At 67.3% G+C, this 14,794-nt stretch carries 17 protein-coding genes and 1 pseudogene; 15 read left to right on the top strand and 3 right to left on the bottom strand.

What is annotated here, in order from left to right; all coding sequences use genetic code 11:
- Positions 1–222: 222 nt before the first annotated feature.
- Positions 223–1,107, bottom strand: a complete 885-nt coding sequence (locus ABN273_RS27590) for a LysR family transcriptional regulator (RefSeq protein WP_349451937.1) — start codon at positions 1,105–1,107, stop codon at positions 223–225.
- An 89-nt stretch (positions 1,108–1,196) separates the two neighbouring features.
- Between ABN273_RS27590 and ABN273_RS27595 the strand changes: the two genes are divergently transcribed.
- From ABN273_RS27595 to ABN273_RS27610, 4 genes are all read left to right on the top strand, one after another.
- Positions 1,197–1,565 carry a VOC family protein gene (locus ABN273_RS27595; protein WP_349451938.1) on the top strand — a complete coding sequence of 123 codons (369 nt, stop codon included), beginning with the start codon at positions 1,197–1,199 and terminating at the stop codon, positions 1,563–1,565.
- 90 nt (positions 1,566–1,655) lie between these two features.
- Positions 1,656–2,870, top strand: coding sequence for an alpha/beta hydrolase fold domain-containing protein (locus ABN273_RS27600; RefSeq protein WP_349451939.1), 1,215 nt, complete (start codon positions 1,656–1,658; stop codon positions 2,868–2,870).
- Positions 2,871–3,093: 223 nt separating this feature from the next.
- A complete protein-coding gene (locus ABN273_RS27605; protein ID WP_349451940.1) occupies positions 3,094–4,371 on the top strand; it encodes a serine hydrolase domain-containing protein in 1,278 nt (425 codons plus the stop codon).
- Between the two features lie 866 nt (positions 4,372–5,237).
- The gene (locus ABN273_RS27610) at positions 5,238–5,849 is read left to right on the top strand and encodes a hypothetical protein (protein ID WP_349451941.1); all 612 of its coding nucleotides are present in this window, start codon (positions 5,238–5,240) and stop codon (positions 5,847–5,849) included.
- A gap of 379 nt (positions 5,850–6,228) precedes the next feature.
- Here ABN273_RS27610 and ABN273_RS27615 read toward each other — a convergent pair whose 3' ends face one another.
- Entirely contained in the window at positions 6,229–6,957 is a 729-nt protein-coding gene (locus ABN273_RS27615; protein ID WP_349452161.1) for a GNAT family N-acetyltransferase, read from the bottom strand.
- Between the two features lie 404 nt (positions 6,958–7,361).
- On the opposite strand from ABN273_RS27615, the gene ABN273_RS27620 reads away from it, so the two are divergent.
- Complete coding sequence (locus ABN273_RS27620; RefSeq protein WP_502911145.1) at positions 7,362–7,892, top strand: NUDIX hydrolase; 531 nt, start codon at positions 7,362–7,364, stop codon at positions 7,890–7,892.
- Here ABN273_RS27620 and ABN273_RS27625 read toward each other — a convergent pair.
- Positions 7,870–9,093: an NsdA family TPR-like regulatory protein gene (locus tag ABN273_RS27625; RefSeq protein WP_349451943.1), complete on the bottom strand. Its 1,224-nt coding sequence runs from the start codon at positions 9,091–9,093 to the stop codon at positions 7,870–7,872. The two genes, ABN273_RS27620 and ABN273_RS27625, sit on opposite strands and share 23 nt — an antisense overlap.
- Positions 9,094–9,301: 208 nt before the next feature.
- On the opposite strand from ABN273_RS27625, the gene ABN273_RS27630 reads away from it, so the two are divergent.
- The 10 genes and pseudogenes from ABN273_RS27630 to ABN273_RS27675 form a co-directional block, all read left to right on the top strand.
- Positions 9,302–9,631 (top strand): hypothetical protein, encoded by a 330-nt coding sequence (locus ABN273_RS27630; protein WP_349451944.1) that lies wholly within the window; start codon positions 9,302–9,304, stop codon positions 9,629–9,631.
- Positions 9,628–9,963: a hypothetical protein gene (locus ABN273_RS27635; protein ID WP_349451945.1), complete on the top strand. Its 336-nt coding sequence runs from the start codon at positions 9,628–9,630 to the stop codon at positions 9,961–9,963. Before ABN273_RS27630 ends, ABN273_RS27635 begins: the two co-directional genes overlap by 4 nt.
- A complete protein-coding gene (locus tag ABN273_RS27640; RefSeq protein WP_349451946.1) occupies positions 9,960–10,193 on the top strand; it encodes a hypothetical protein in 234 nt (77 codons plus the stop codon). The genes ABN273_RS27635 and ABN273_RS27640 overlap by 4 nt, the downstream gene beginning before the upstream one ends.
- A 75-nt stretch (positions 10,194–10,268) precedes the next feature.
- On the top strand, positions 10,269–10,985 hold the full coding sequence (locus ABN273_RS27645) for a GntR family transcriptional regulator (RefSeq protein ID WP_349451947.1): 717 nt from the start codon (positions 10,269–10,271) through the stop codon (positions 10,983–10,985).
- Between the two features lie 119 nt (positions 10,986–11,104).
- Positions 11,105–11,515 (top strand): plasmid replication, integration and excision activator, encoded by a 411-nt coding sequence (locus ABN273_RS27650; RefSeq protein WP_349451948.1) that lies wholly within the window; start codon positions 11,105–11,107, stop codon positions 11,513–11,515.
- Positions 11,512–11,805, top strand: a complete 294-nt coding sequence (locus ABN273_RS27655; RefSeq protein ID WP_349451949.1) for a hypothetical protein — start codon at positions 11,512–11,514, stop codon at positions 11,803–11,805. Before ABN273_RS27650 ends, ABN273_RS27655 begins: the two co-directional genes overlap by 4 nt.
- An 84-nt stretch (positions 11,806–11,889) precedes the next feature.
- Positions 11,890–13,314 carry an FtsK/SpoIIIE domain-containing protein gene (locus ABN273_RS27660; protein ID WP_349451950.1) on the top strand — a complete coding sequence of 475 codons (1,425 nt, stop codon included), beginning with the start codon at positions 11,890–11,892 and terminating at the stop codon, positions 13,312–13,314.
- Complete coding sequence (locus tag ABN273_RS27665; protein WP_349451951.1) at positions 13,314–13,514, top strand: hypothetical protein; 201 nt, start codon at positions 13,314–13,316, stop codon at positions 13,512–13,514. Before ABN273_RS27660 ends, ABN273_RS27665 begins: the two co-directional genes overlap by 1 nt.
- Entirely contained in the window at positions 13,507–13,662 is a 156-nt protein-coding gene (locus tag ABN273_RS27670; protein ID WP_349451952.1) for a hypothetical protein, read from the top strand. Before ABN273_RS27665 ends, ABN273_RS27670 begins: the two co-directional genes overlap by 8 nt.
- Positions 13,663–13,700: 38 nt before the next feature.
- Positions 13,701–14,768, top strand: a pseudogene (locus tag ABN273_RS27675) (replication initiator); the annotation flags it as partial.
- Between the last annotated feature and the right edge of the window lie 26 nt (positions 14,769–14,794).

Consider the following 14,794-nt stretch of genomic DNA (forward strand, 5'->3'; position numbering starts at 1 on the left):
CATCAAGATGCTCAAGCGCCAGATGTTCGGCCGTGCCGGCTTTCTCCTCCTCCGCAAACGAGTGCTCCTCACAACCTAACGATCATTACGCACCGTCACCGCTTCACGGACTTTGCGCCAGATCCCGTCCAGATCAACAAAATCAAACGGCCCTTCCGTATGCGGCTGACAAGTGAGCCACCGTAATGCTGCCGCCTGTAAGGTCCGGATGCGCGTTCGGGCTCAAAGGGCGATGATGCCGAGGTCGCGGGCGGCCTCGGCGAAGTCCCGGATCAGGCTGGTCTCGGTGGCGGTGCGCCAGATGAGCGCCCAGTGGGCCAGAGGAGCGTCGCAGATGGGCACGTAGATGTGGTCGGGCCGGGCGTAGTAGCGGATGGAGTGTGCGAAACACGGTGAGACGGCCTCACCGTTCGCGACGAGGGGGATCATTTCGGCGGAACTGGCGACAATGGGTCCGACCCGGATGAGGCGCCCGCTGGGGGTGTGGGTGGGGACGAGCCAGTTGCGCCAGTAGTCCGGCTTGGCTCCGCCGAAGACGATCTCGTCCCCGAGGTCTTCGTACGACACCGATTCCCGGCCGGCCAGTCGGTGTCCGGGGCCGACCACGAGCACGACAGGTTCGGTGCAGACGACGGGGCCCACGGTGAGGTCGGGCTCCTTGACCGGTAACCAGGCGATCAGCAGGTCGACGTCCCCGGAGCGCAGCAGCCTGAAGGGATCGGCTAAACCGGCGTAGCGGAGCTGGAGGTCACATCCGGGGTGGCGGCTCTTGAAGGCGTCGAACAGCGGGCGCAGGTCCTGGGGATTTTCGTTGACCATGCCCAGGACCAGCGTGTTCGTTGTCCCGCGGGCGGTCAGGGCAGCGCGTTCGATGCCGTCGCGCAGCCCGCGGTACATCGGCAGGAGATCCTCGAAGAGCTGCTGCCCGATGGGGGTCAGCGCGACGCGGCGGTTGTCGCGTTCGAACAGGGCGGCGCCGATGCGGCGTTCCTGCTTCTTGATCGCCTGGCTCACGCGGGCCGGCGTCACGTGCAGCCGTTCCGCCGTGCGGCCGAAGTGCAGCTCTTCGGCGAGGGTCAGGAAGATCTCGATGTCACGCAGTTCCACGCGGCCCCGTTCGTTGTTTAGTGAGAGGTTAAGGCACGGTACTGGATCCGGCGTTGTCCGCCCGGGCGGAATCCCGGCACGCTGATGCCGTGAACATCATCGCTTCCGCGGTGACGCTGAACGTCGACGACGTAGCGGCGTCCAGCAACTTCTTCACCGGCTACCTGGGATTTCACGAGTCGGTGGTGGGCGAGGCCTACGCCTGTCTCGTCCGCCCTGACGCCACCAGTGACGTCGTGCTGCGACTGCGGGGTGCAGGAGAGCGGCCCGCGACCGGCGTCGTGGTGACCCTCACCGTCACCGACGTCGCCGCCGAGTACGAGCGGCTCGTGCGGGAGGGGGCTCCCATCAGCGTGCCGCTGCGCGAGGAGCCGTGGGCGGAGCGGCTGTTCCAGCTCACCGATCCCAACGGCATCGTGGTCCAGCTCGTGGAATGGGTGCCGCCCGCGGGCGCCTGAGCGGGCATCCCGCGTTCTCTCGGGTTCTTGACGTCCTTGTGAGTACACTGTTCCGCCATGAGTACAGTGTACGCACCTTGAGGAGGAAACATGACAGTGACCGCCAGCCCTACGACCGCCCTCCCGCGTGACGCGGGCGAGCCCAGGAAGAAGCCCCTGTGGCGGCGGGCCGGCCGCGTGTCGGCCTGGGCCATGTGCGTGCTGGTCGTCGTCTTAGGGGTGGCGTTCTTCGCGCCACGCCTGCCCATCGCTCCGGTGCAGGACGTGCTGGGCATGACCGCGCTGTTCGTGCCCTGGCTGACCGGGTTCCTGCTGGTCTGTGTGCTCGGCGCCGCCGTGACGGCGGTGATGGCGTGGCGGTCCGGCCGCCGTGCCCTGTTCGGCGCCGGCGTGCTGGCCGGGCTGCTGGCAGCGCTCATGGTCGTCGTGCCCTGGGCGGCGGCCGCCCGTACCGCGGAGGTCTCCTGGTCGGACTACTTTGCCTCACCGGCTGCGGCGACCCCCACCTCGACCGAGACGTACACCACCGTCGACGGCCAGGACCTCAAGATCGACTTGTACCGGCCGCGCGCGCTCGCCGCGAGCAAGCCCGCGCTGCTCTACGTCCACGGCGGCTCATGGAACTCCGGCACCCGCGCCGACAGCGCACCCTGGCTGCGCTGGATGGCCGACCAGGGCATCGCCGTCTTCTCCATCGACTACCGGCTGGCCCCGCCGCCGCGCTGGCAGGACGCGGTGGGAGACGTCAAGTGCGCGCTCGGCTGGATCCGCGCCAAGGCCGGCAAGTACGGCATCGCGCCATCCAACGTCTCGATCGCCGGAGACTCCGCCGGCGGCCAACTCTCCATGATCGCCGCCTACACAGTCGACGACGCTCGATTCCCGCCCTCCTGCCAGGTACCCGAAGTGCCGGTGAGGTCCGTCATGGGCTGGTATGCGCCGACCGACCTGCCCCGCCTGCTCGACGAGAACGGCCTGCCCGGCATGGCGGCCACCGTCGCGAGCGACTACCTCGGCGGCAACATCGACACCCACCACGACCGCTACGAGGCCTCCTCCCCGGCCGCGCACGTCCGGCCCGGCCTCCCGCCGACCCTGCTCGTCCAGGGCGACCGCGACCACATGATCCCTGCAACCCAGGCCGCCGACCTGGCCGCCCGGCTCGACGCCGTGGGCGTTCCCGCCACCGCCGCGACCATCCCCTGGGCCGAGCACAACTTCACCGGCCAGTGGGGCACCTGGGGATCGCAGATCATGCGCCCCCACGTCCAGCGGTTCCTCCAGGAACGCGTGATCAAGGGCTGAGGTGTCAGGCCAGCTCGGCGGCCACCGGGTTGCCAAGCGGGAAGCCACACAGCTCCATGCGGCCGCCGCGATCGCGGCCGTGGCCAGGGCCTATCGGGACGCAACACAGCTCCGCGAAGACCAGCAGTAGAGCCCCCGGACAACACCCATTCGCGCACAGCGTTCCGACAAAGACACGCTGTGCGCATAGCGAGAACGACAAACGCGAAGGAACGTGAAAACTATGTCGAAGGTCACCAGCTGGGACATGAAGGGCACCTGGGACAGCAAAGGCGGTTGGGAGACTCAGGGGCGGTTGGAAGAGCACCAGCGCGCCGGACTGTCCGAGGCGGGCCTGCGCCGGATGCGCGACGTGCTGAGCGGCCATGTCGAGTCCGGCGCGGTCCCCGGCCTGGTCGCGCTGGTCAGCCGGGGTGATGACACGCACGTCGAGGCGATGGGCACGATGCACGCGGGCGGCGCCGAGCCGATGCGGCGGGACACGATCTTCCGGATGGCGTCGCTGACCAAGCCGGTCACGGCCACGGCGGTGATGATCCTCGTCGAGGAGTGCCGGCTGCGGCTGGACGACCCGGTCGACGAGTGGCTGCCCGAGCTGGCCAACCGCCGGGTGCTCGCCCGGATCGACGCCCCGCTGGACGAGACGGTGCCCGCAGCCCGCCCGATCACCGTACGCGACCTGCTGACCTTCACCTTCGGGTTCGGCGTCGTGCTGGCGGCACCGGACACGTACCCGATCCAGACCGCCATCCGCGAGCTCGGCCTGGACACCACCTCACCGGGCTTCGGGCCGCAGGAGTGGATCCGGCGGCTCGGGACGCTGCCGCTGATGCATCAGCCGGGCGAGCTGTGGCAGTACCACGTCGGCTCCGACGTGCTCAGCGTGCTCGTCGGCAGGGTGACCGGACAGCCGCTGGAGGAGTTCCTGCGCGAGCGGCTGTTCACCCCGCTCGGCATGAAGGACACCGGCTTCCACGTACCCGCCGACCAGATCCACCGCCTGCCGACCAGCTACGCACACCACCCCGAGACCGGCGAACTGGTGGTATGGGACGAAGCCACCGACGGGAAGTACAGCAGGCCACCGCTGTTCCAGGCAGGCGGCGACGGGCTGACCTCGACCGTGGACGACTACCACGCCTTCTACCGGATGCTGCTCAACAAGGGAACCCTGGGCAGCGAGCGGATCCTGTCCCGGCCCTCGGTCGAACTCATGACGACGGACCACCTGACACCGGGGCAGAAGATCGACAAGGACGCATTCGGCGACCACTTCGGCCGGCACGGCGGATTCGGCTTCGGCATGGCGGTCCGTACCCACCGCCGCGACCTCGCCTCGCCGGGACAGTTCGGCTGGGACGGCGGGCTGGGCACCACCGCCTACGCCGACCCGGCCGAAGACCTCACAGGCATCCTGCTGACCCAGAGCGCGATGGACTCGGCCCACACCCCGCGCCTGCACCGCGACTTCTGGACCACCGCCTACCAGGCAATCAGCTGAACACGACACCCCAAGCAGCCCGGCCGAGGCCTGACCGCTCTGCGGCACCACCCGCAGCCCCCATGGATGGGTTCGTGACGAGCTTCTCGCCCACGTGGACGATGACCTCACTGGCCTTCTGGGCACCGTGCTGCGGCGCGGCGGGCACCCGATCGGCAACGTCTGGAGCTTTCCTCACGACATGCCACGTCGGCACGTTGAGCCGTACCACCGACTGGCCATTCACGGTTCCCCAACGGTCAGCTTCCGACCGGCAAATGGACGACGACTACAGATACCTCTCACTGGTCCTGGTACGGCGGAAGGCATGGGATGGCGTATGAACGGCGCCATCTGGCAGAACCTTCGCCCATGGGCGGCCGGCCCCGCCGTGGCGATCGAAAGGCTGCATTCGTGCGGCGGCGTGGCAACCCTGGCCGACGCGCTCGGTCGGCGGGCGGGCGGAAGGCCGGGGCGCGGCGGCGCGCCGCGCACCATCCACGTGGCCACGCTCCAGATGAAGGGCCAGCAACCGCGGACGAGGCCCTCTGGGGCACGCCCTGATGGGCAACTGCAACCCTGATACCCACAGAGATCAAAAAGGCCCTCTCCCAAGATCTGAGAGAGGGCCTTCCGCCTGCGGAGGATCGGGGATTTGAACCCCGGATGGGCGGTAAACCCAAACCGCATTAGCAGCTCGGATCTTGCCCGTCCCGATCAGTTCAACCTGGGCCGACGAGCGCGCGTGGTCCGCTTGGAACGACATTGGACGGCGCGGGATTGCAACTAGAACTGCAACTATGAACGATCACGACTCGCAGAAGACGCAGGCGGCGACCACGGCGTACTCCCGACGTGGTCGGCGAACCTCGTCTACCGTGATGCTTATGCCGCTCGTAGAGCCGCCACCACCGTTGGGCCCATACAACCCTGAGGACCCGTTCTGGCAAGAGGTCGACGCCACCATGGAGCGGGCACGGGTTGCCGCAGGCGCGAGGTTCATCATCACCCTGAACCGCGAGGAATACGAACGAGCCTGCGCCGAGCTAGAACTGTCGCCGATGACCGACGAGGGGTGCTTCAGCCCGGAGATGCGCCGGGGCCCAAGCGGTCCCCCTGATCTCAACTTCGTTGAAACGATCTCCTGGCGCCTCGCCCAGGCGCGCCACAACGGCATCACCCGCGAACTCCGTGAGGAGCGGAGGCAGCTCAGCGAGGAGTTGGCTCGCCGCTTCCCACACGGAATGTCACGTCGGCACTACGAGGAGTACTGCGCCGACGTGGGCATCCAACCGGCCCCCGACGAAGCCATACGCGGCATGGCCGCCGAGTATCTTGCCCGCGAAGAGATCGAAGACCTTCCTGACTTCAATCTGTTCGTGGCCAACTTCCGCGACAAGGGGATCCGGACCGGCGGAAAAGCGCCGATAACCTACCACTACCGATACACAGGCACCCCAGACGTCCAAGGCGACGCACAGCAGGGCACAGGCCAGTGACTTCCTGCTTGCAAATCGGTCTGATCTTCAGGCGAAACGGCAGCCACCTGGCCGAGAGGCATCCCGCGAGTGACCGTGAGTGCCCCTTGTTGACCTCCCTTAATGGCCCGCTAATGGCCCGCGCGATCACGCCTCGACGTGCCTCCTTGCGCGGCCCGCATGCATGGTGTCCAGCAGGTCGGGCTACGGGACGAAGCCATAGACCTTCGATCGCCCCCGACCACCTACGGCAACTGGCCACAGACGGGCGATAGGGGGAGGCATCAACCGCGGACGGTTTTACAGGGGGCCGGTGTTTTCGGAGCGCCCACGCGTTGACCTTACGATCGTCCTCCATTCGGGCATCCTCTACACATGATCGTTCCGGACATGTTCCGGATCACGGAGTGTGCCTTCCGCACCGGGAGGGTGGGACGAGAAGCGCCTCTGCCCCGATCGGAACGTAGCCGGCGGCGAGGAATGTTCGGACGCTCGCCGCGTTGCCTGGGGCGATTTGAGCCCAGAGGGGGCGCGTGGTGAGATGCCTGGCGGCGCGGGCGAGGGTTCGACCCAGGCCGCCTCCTCGACTGGCCGAGTCGACCTCGATCGCAACCTCCCATCGACCGGCAACGCCTCGTCCGATGACCAGCAAACCTCCTGGACAGGTCCAGACGCGTACATCGTCACGATAACGGTGGGCACGCCGGACACGAGGATGAGCCGCATCCGTTACCTCGACCAGTTCGATCGGCGGAGGACCGACGCAAGGGGCAGCCAGAGCGAGCATGTCGACGTTGTTGACCCTGCGCCCCATGCGTTCCTCTAGTTCCCTGAGGAAGGGCGGGTTGAGCGGCGCAGATAGGTCTCCGTCGGGAAGCTGGGATCTGATCCAGTCCTCGTTGACGTCGGCGTAGATCACATTGTGAGCGGTGAAGGCGATCACTCCCGCGTCACGCGGAGACGGCTGCGGGACGATCGTGGGGCCGGCCCCGGGCTGGGGCATATGTCCGCTAGCCGCAGCGGCGAGGATGTCCTGCAAAGTGACCATCCGCAGACCGTAGTCGCTGGCCAGCGCACTCTCAAGGGCTGTTAGATCCGACTCAAACGCCCTGGTCTTCGCCGCGATCACGGTGATCAACCACGTTCTCCAGTGAGCCAGGGTGAGGAACGAACCCTGGATCTTCGATCGCCCCCAAGCACGTACGGCGTCCAGCCATGCAGTGGCGATCGTAGGGCTGCATCTGTGCGGCGGCGCGGCAACCCCGATCGGAGCGTTCGGCAAGTACGGCGAGGTCGGCGTGCGGCGGCCGGCCCGGTGTCCCGCCGCCGTCCGGGACCGGCCCCCAGGCCGCACGCCCGGACGGCGGGCGGGCGGAGGGCCGGGGTGCGGCGGCGCGCCGCGCCGCCGCCTTGATCCTTATGAGCGCTATTCGGCAACGTTCCGAGGCTGTCGCTTGGAAGTACGTGTACGTCGGGGTTGTGGGCCGGTAGCTTCGCGGTGTGGCTGATGACGCTGAGCTGACGCGCTGGGTTGTGCATGGGGAACGGCTGATCTACGACAACCGGTGGATTCGGCTGGGGATGGCCGATGTGGAGATCCCTGGTGGTGAGCGGTTCGAGCATCATGTGGTGCATCTGGATCGGGCTGCCATCGCGGTCGTCGTCGATGAGCAGGACCGGGTTTTGCTGATGTGGCGGCATCGGTTCGTGTTCGACCGGTGGGGGTGGGAACTGCCCGGCGGCCTGGTTGAGGCGGGTGAGGACCCGATGACGACCGCTGTGCGGGAGGTGGAGGAGGAGACCGGGTACCGGCCCAAGCAGGTTGAGCACCTGGTGAGCTATCAGCCGATGGCAGGCATGGTGGACTCCGAGCACATCCTGTTCCTGGTGCGCGGGGCCGAGCTGGTGGGCAAGCCTGAGGGTGAGGTGGAGGCCGACCGGATCGAGTGGGTTCCGATGTCGGAGATCCCCGGAATGATCGCCCGCGGGGATATCTGGACGTCTGGGACGTTGGTCGGTCTTCTCCAGGCTCAGGGTCGGCTCAACGGCCAAGGGCGCGGTTGACAGCCCGAGACAGTTCGTCGATGCGACGTCGCTGGCGGCGGGAACCGGTCATGGTGGCGAGCTGCTGCGCGCGTTGGATGTGCGGCTGAGCGGCTTCGGGTTCGCCGGCCGCGAGGAGGGCGTGTCCGAGGTCGCATCGGACGCCGGATTCGGCGCGGTTGTAGGTGCCGTCCATCCCGGCCAGTGCGGAGCGGAGGTCCTCGACGGTGCCGGGGTCGCCGAAGCGCAGGAGGCAACTGCCTCTCCAGCGGGCGAAGTGGTGGACGTTGATGGATAGGTAGGGCATCTCGGGGTCGCCGTCGCCTTCTGGGAGGACGGCGGCTGCCTGGTCGAGTGCGCGACGGCAGGCGCCTTCGTCGCCGAGGACGGCGGCGGCTTCTGCTTCGGCTGCTGCGAGCCAGGTGCGGAGGCGGGCGGGGACGTGGTCGCGGTGGGTGGCGTGGATGTACTGGAGGAGTTCGGCGGCTTCGGCGGGGCGTCCGAGGTCCATGAGGACGTACGCCTGTTCGCCGGAGACGTAGGCGAGGACGGCGGGGTCCTCGGCCTCTCGGGCGGCTGCTTTGGCGTGCTCGTAGTGGTTCCAGGCGTCGTTGAGGGCGACGGTGTTGATGGCCTGCCATCCGGCCAGTGAGGCGGTCTCGGCGAGCAGGTGGGCGAGCTGGGCGCGGATGCGGGGGCGTACGGCGTGGCGGTGGGCGCGTTCGATCTCGGCTATATGGGCGCGCATCTTGTCGGCGATGGCGGGCCCGCCGACTCGGCGGTCTCGGAGGCGGAGGTTGTTCGTGTCCGTCGTGAGGATCATGACCGTCGTGGAGTCGATGGCTGAGGCGGCGTCCAGGCGGGCGGATAGTTCGCTGATCTGCTCCTGGTGCTCGTCGTCGCGATCGCCTGTGGGTGAGGCGAGGTCGAGCGGGGCCAGGCCGAGGAGCATTCTGGCGTGGTCGGGCAGACCGAGTCCGGTGGCGATGCGCTCGAATACCGCAAGTTCCTCGATGGGGCCGGCTGTCCCTTTGAAGATCTTGTTGACGCGGGGTTGTGCGATCTCGGTTGCAGTTGCGATGCGTACCTGGCTGAGGCCGCCATATTTAGCGGCTATCTGGAATAGGCCGGTGATGTCGCGGTTTCGGAGGATTTCGCGGCTTTCGTCACGATCCCACACCCATTCTGGGATGTCGATCGGGTCGAAAGCGGTTTTGCGCATGCGGACCTCCGGAAATCGGCTCCCAGGTGGTGCATTGACGTGCCGCAGACTCTATATGCCTTCGTTGTATAACGCCGTGGGATATGTATAAACGGTCTGGCTCCTCATGCTGTCGGGCATGACAACTCCAGTCAGGTGCACCGAATGCGACGGCCGAGGATGGAAGATCGTCACTCGGCGGAGTCACGTTGCAGCATCGAGGTTGGGCATGGCCTCGTCCGCCAAGGAAGACTGCCTCCACTGTGACGGCCCCGACCAGGGCAGCGCGCTGGGCGAGCTGTTCGAGTGGGAAGTCCGCATCATCACCGGCCAGAGTGACGAGCTTGGGCCGTGCGGGGCGAGCCCGTTCCAGGCCACCGCCATGGACGAGCTACGCAAGGCGATGCGGAGCATGCCCGAGGGCGCTGCCGTGCGGGGACGTATCGTCCGCAGCGTCTACGACATCGGCACGACCCCCGACGATCACTCCTGCCGCGAAATCTTCCGCGCTTCCCTCGACCCGGCGGGCATGGTGCGTTTCGAGCGGGTGGCCCAATGAACGCGGCGACATTGATCACGATTAATCCGGGCCATTCGGCCGAACTTCTCCGGCAAGCACTGGCGGGTAAAGGGGTCATCGCCGATGTTCACGACGGATACGGGCTCGCGCTCGTATCGGTCTGGGTCGGTCTGGTGGTGTGGTGCGACGGTCGGTATTACTGGTGGCGAACGGGCTGGAATGCTGGGCGTCGGCGCGTCGTCTATGCCTGGCATCCCGCGATTGACCCGGTGCGGGCCGCTCACCGCGTGGCCATGCGTTATGCGGACCTTCGAGCCGCCCATCCGGTAACAGAGCCGCTGGTCGACTTCGTCCGCGAGGTCGAGTCATGAGCGACGAGGCGGCCTTCTGGGGATGCGGCGTAGAAGCCGTCCGGCGAAACTCCGTCCTGGTGCAGCATGCCGTGCGAAGAGATGGCAGGACGGCCTGGTGTGGGGCATCGGTCCGCCCAGTGATGATCTTCGATTGGCATCTGCCCTTCGACCCGACCTATTCGGTCTCCTGCGAGGAATGCACTCAGCAGTGGGAACGCGCGTTCAAGAGGGCACAGAAGACTGCCTGAAAGGGCCCTGACAGGCCGTACGTTAACCAGTACTGTACTTGTGCGGACGAGCGCAAGAGTGAACGGACGGCCAACATGAGCATGGACTTCGCCCCGCCGAAATACGCCCAGGTAATGCAGGCGATTCAGGAACGGATCGAGTCGGGCGAGTACGCCCCTGGTGACATGCTGCCATCCGAGACGCAATTGGTGCGGGAACTCGGCGTAGGTCGGACCACGGTGGTGCGGGCTCTCCAGACCCTGGCCATGCAGGGGTGGATCGAGCGAGAGCATGGGCGCGGCTCGTTCGTGAAGGGCCGCCCCGACAGCGAGGCCGAGCGCGTCCGACCGAGTCTGAGCACGGCGGAACAGGGCGAGAGCGTCGACAGCCTCGTGGAGGTGGCACGCGTCCCAGCTCCTCGGCACGTGGCTCGCCTTCTCGGCGTGGCCGAGCGGACGCCGGTGATCGTGCGTAAGAGGATTGCCCGTCAGGGGGCTGTCCTGTCGGCGATGGAGACGGTATGGGTTCCGCTGGAGATCGCGGTAGGCACCGACCTGGACAAGCCGGAGCCGCTGCGGAACGGTATCCGCCGGCATCTCCAGGCGGTCAAGCATCTGAGGTTCGATCACATCACGGAGCGGCTGTCCGCGCGAAAGCCGACCAAGGAGGAAGCCGAGTTGCTCGGCTCGTCCAACCCGGTGCTCGGCGTGCTGGCGACCGTGCATGACCCGGCGGGGGCCGTGCTGCTGGCGATGAGTCTGGCGCTGCCTGGCAGCCTGCACGAGCTTGAGGATGTCTTCAAGGTTAGCTAAGTCTTACCCCGCCCCTCCGCGATAACCACTTGTGCGGACGAGTTGGCGGACGTACTCTCAACTCATGCGGACAAGTGGACGAGCGAATGAGCGCTCTCCCCGCTAGCGAGAGGAACCACATGGCAATCCAGGGCCCCATCCCGATCAGCTTCGACCAGGTCTTCCCACATGGCTGCTTCCTCGTGGGGCAGGCCGAGCAGGTCAAGGACTTCGACGCCTCGACCAACGGCAGGACCGTCTACGCCAAGGACAGGACGACCGGACAGCCGGTCTGGCAGGTCCCCGTCATGGACGGCGACCCGACCGTCAAGGCGTCCCAGAAGACGGTAGCGGTCAAGATCCTTTCCGCGACCGAACCCGCCGCGCCGCCCGCCGTGCCCGGTCTCCCGATCACTCCCGTGGAGTTCGTCGAGATGACCGTCACCCCGTACGTGGCCCAGAACGGGCGGCTGGCCTACTCCATCCGCGCGACGGGGATGCGCCCGCCGCGCACCAAGCAGGCTCCCAACAGCAAGGAGGCGGCGGCGTGAACCTCGGCCCCTACGCCTACGTCACGCTCATGATGCAGCCGGGCGAACCGACGCATCTGGACGTCACCTTCTATGCCAGCGACTTGCGGGTCCGCTCCAGCGTGATCAACGAGCGCCGCCCGTACCTGTCGATCACGAGCCCGGACGCCAAGGTCGCCGTCTCCACCACCGGAGGCGGGCCGGTCACCGATGCCGACCTGGCCACCGCCCGCGAGATCTTCAACGCCGCCGCCCAGTATCTGGCCGACTGCGAGCGCTTCCACGCCGAACACGACCACACGGCGGCCTGACAGACAAGGCGGGGCCGCTGGAAGCGGCAACTTCCGGCGGCCCCTCGGTTCTCCCTGATCTCACTCACGAGAGGTTCCAAGCATATGTTCAAGCGGCTGCCTGGCGACGAGACACGCAACCTCGTCACCACCACGCCCGACACGGCCGTCGTCTTCCGCCCGGCCGTCATCCGCACTCCAGCCATCCTGACCCTGATCATCTTCGCCTGGCGTCTCCTCGCCGGCCTCGTCCGACTCCTGTGGCGTCATCCCGTCGCAATGCTCGCGACGCTCACCCCCGGTGCGCTCACGCTGCTGTACGGCTGGCAAACCGCGCTGCTGCTCACCACACCCGTCCCGGCAGGTCTGGCGGCCTGGGCCCTGACCAACTGGACCAGCTTCGTCCACCTAATCGGCTGGCGGCTCCTGGCCTGGTGGCGGCTGATCTGGGTCTACCGCCGCCACTGGCAACCCGTCATGATCGTCTCAGGGCTTGGTAGGCACATGTGGGGCCGTGACTACCTGCCCCGGCTCGGCAAGGTCACCTGCACCCCGTGGGCCGACCTCGTCACCGTCCGCATGCTCAAGGGGCAGTCCGTCAAGGACTGGGCTGACCGCCTCGACCACCTAGCCCAAGGGTTCGGCTCCGCCTCGTGCCGGGTGGCGCTGACACGGGGCGGTCGCCTCACGCTGACCTTTCCCCGGCATGACCCGCTGGCTGAATGCATCCCCGCACTCCCCGTGCCCGACTCGCCGACCGTGGGGCCGGTCGAGATCGGTAAGCAGGAGGACGGGCGGCCGTGGCTGCTCAAAGTGCACGGCACACACGTTCTCGCGGCAGGTGCCACAGGGGCGGGCAAGGGCTCGATCATCTGGTCCACGATCCGCGGGCTGCTCCCGGCCGTCAGGGCGGGCCTGGTCGAGATCTGGGCCCTGGATCCCAAGCTGATGGAACTGTCCTACGGACGCGCCCTGTTCGGCGACCGGTACGCGGCCACCCCCGAGGACTGCGCCGATCTGCTCGACCAGGCCGTGGCCGTCATGCAGGAGCGCGCGGCCCGCTTCGCCGGTGTCCAGCGTTCCCACACGCCGACCGTGGGTGATCCCTTCGTCCTGGTGGTGGTCGACGAAGTGGCGTTCCTGACCGCATACCAGCCCGACCGAGAGCTGAGACGCCGGATCTCGGCTGCCCTGGCCACCCTCACCACACAGGGCCGCGCGGTTGGCGTGGGCGTCCTGGCGGCGCTCCAGGACCCTCGCAAAGAGGTCATGAACATCCGCAACCTGTTCCCCGACAAGATCGCCCTCCGGCTGGACGAGTCAGAACAGGTGGACATGGTCCTCGGCGACGGGGCGCGGGACCGGGGAGCACTGGCCGACCACATCTCACCCGTCCCCGAGCTTGGCGCGGGCGTCGGCTACGTCCGGCTGGAGACCTCGCCCGACCCGATCCGCGTCCGCGCGGCCTACGTCTCCGACACCGACATCCGCGCCATGGCCAACGGCTTCGCCTCCGGAGAGGACGCCTGATGAAGGTCTGCTTCCACGGCACCGCCGAAGAGATCGAACTGGTGGCAGGCCGTTCGGTCCTCGTCATGCTCACCGTCCGCGACCTGCCCCACGTGCGGGCGTTCGAGGTCTTCCACACCCACATCAGCCGACACCCCTACCAGGGCCTCTACCGGCTGTGCGCCGAGCTGGCCGAGACGGAGGGCAGCGACCATGCGTGACCTCTCCTACCTCCTCGACGGGTTGCGCTGCTCGGCGTGCCTGAGCGACAACACGCTCTGGCTGGACCTGGCGGCGGGCCTGGTCGAGTGCCGTGAATGCGGCCAAGGAGCCCGCATCGACCCCAACCACGACGGCGAGGACCTGTGACCTACGACCGCGCGCTGCCTCGCGCCGAACGGCTGTCCATGCCTCTGGCCCGCGACGTGGCCGAAGAGGTCGCCAAGCAGTACGGGGTGTGCATCCGGCCCGTCCCGCTCAAGCGGCTCGACACCCACACCGGAGCCTGGGAGATCATCGATGTCCCGTGCGGCGCGACCCTGGAGGCCAAGTGCCCGCCGTGCGCCAAGCGCAACCGGCACCTGCGCAAGGCCCAATGCCGGGAAGGCTGGCACCTCGACCACGAGCCGGCCATCACCCCGGACGAGCCGAACGACGAACAACGCTGGCTGGTGGAGTTCCGCGCCGACGTCCAAGCCCAACGTGACCAGGCCGACCAGGCGGGCCAAGATACCGCCGACCTGGACGAGCTGATCGTCGGTCTGGACGAGGAGATCAACGCGGCGGGCATGCGCGGCAACGTCCTCGGCCGTACCATCCCCAAGCGCAACCGCTCAACCCGGCGACGGCAGGACATCCCCGAGTTGCCCAAGCGCAAGATGATCAACTCCACGCTCGGGCGGACCTTCACCAGCTCGGACGGCAAGATCTATCGGCCGTCGCTGTTCGTCACCCTCACACTCCCGTCCTACGGAAAGGTCAAAAACGGCGCGCCGGTGGATCCGGACAACTACGACTACGCGCGGGCCGCCCGTGACGCGCTGCACTTCTCCAAGCTCGTCGATCGCTTCGTGCAGAACCTGCGCCGCGTCGCCGGATATGACGTGCAGTACTTCGCCGCCGTGGAGCCACAGAAACGACTCGCGCCGCACCTGCACATGGCCATCCGCGGAACCCTGCCACGCGCGGAGATCAAGCAGATAGCCGCCGCCACCTACCACCAAGTGTGGTGGCCGCAGGCTGACCAAGTCGTCTTCGACCGTGACCACCTGCCCGTCTGGGAGGACGGCACGGGCTACCTCGACCCGGCGACCGGTGAGGTGCTGCCCACCTGGGACCAAGCCCTCGACCTGCTCGACGCCGACGAGGCGGCCGAACCTCTGCATGTCATCCGCTTCGGCGTACAGATGGACGTGCAAGGCGTTCTCGCGGGTACCCCGGACGCCGACCAGTGCATCCGGTACCTGTCCAAGTACTTCAGGAGTCTTTTACCGCATACTTA

The sequence above is a fragment of the Nonomuraea sp. B19D2 genome (genome assembly GCF_040137845.1).
In the GTDB taxonomy this organism is placed as follows: Bacteria; Actinomycetota; Actinomycetes; order Streptosporangiales; family Streptosporangiaceae; genus Nonomuraea.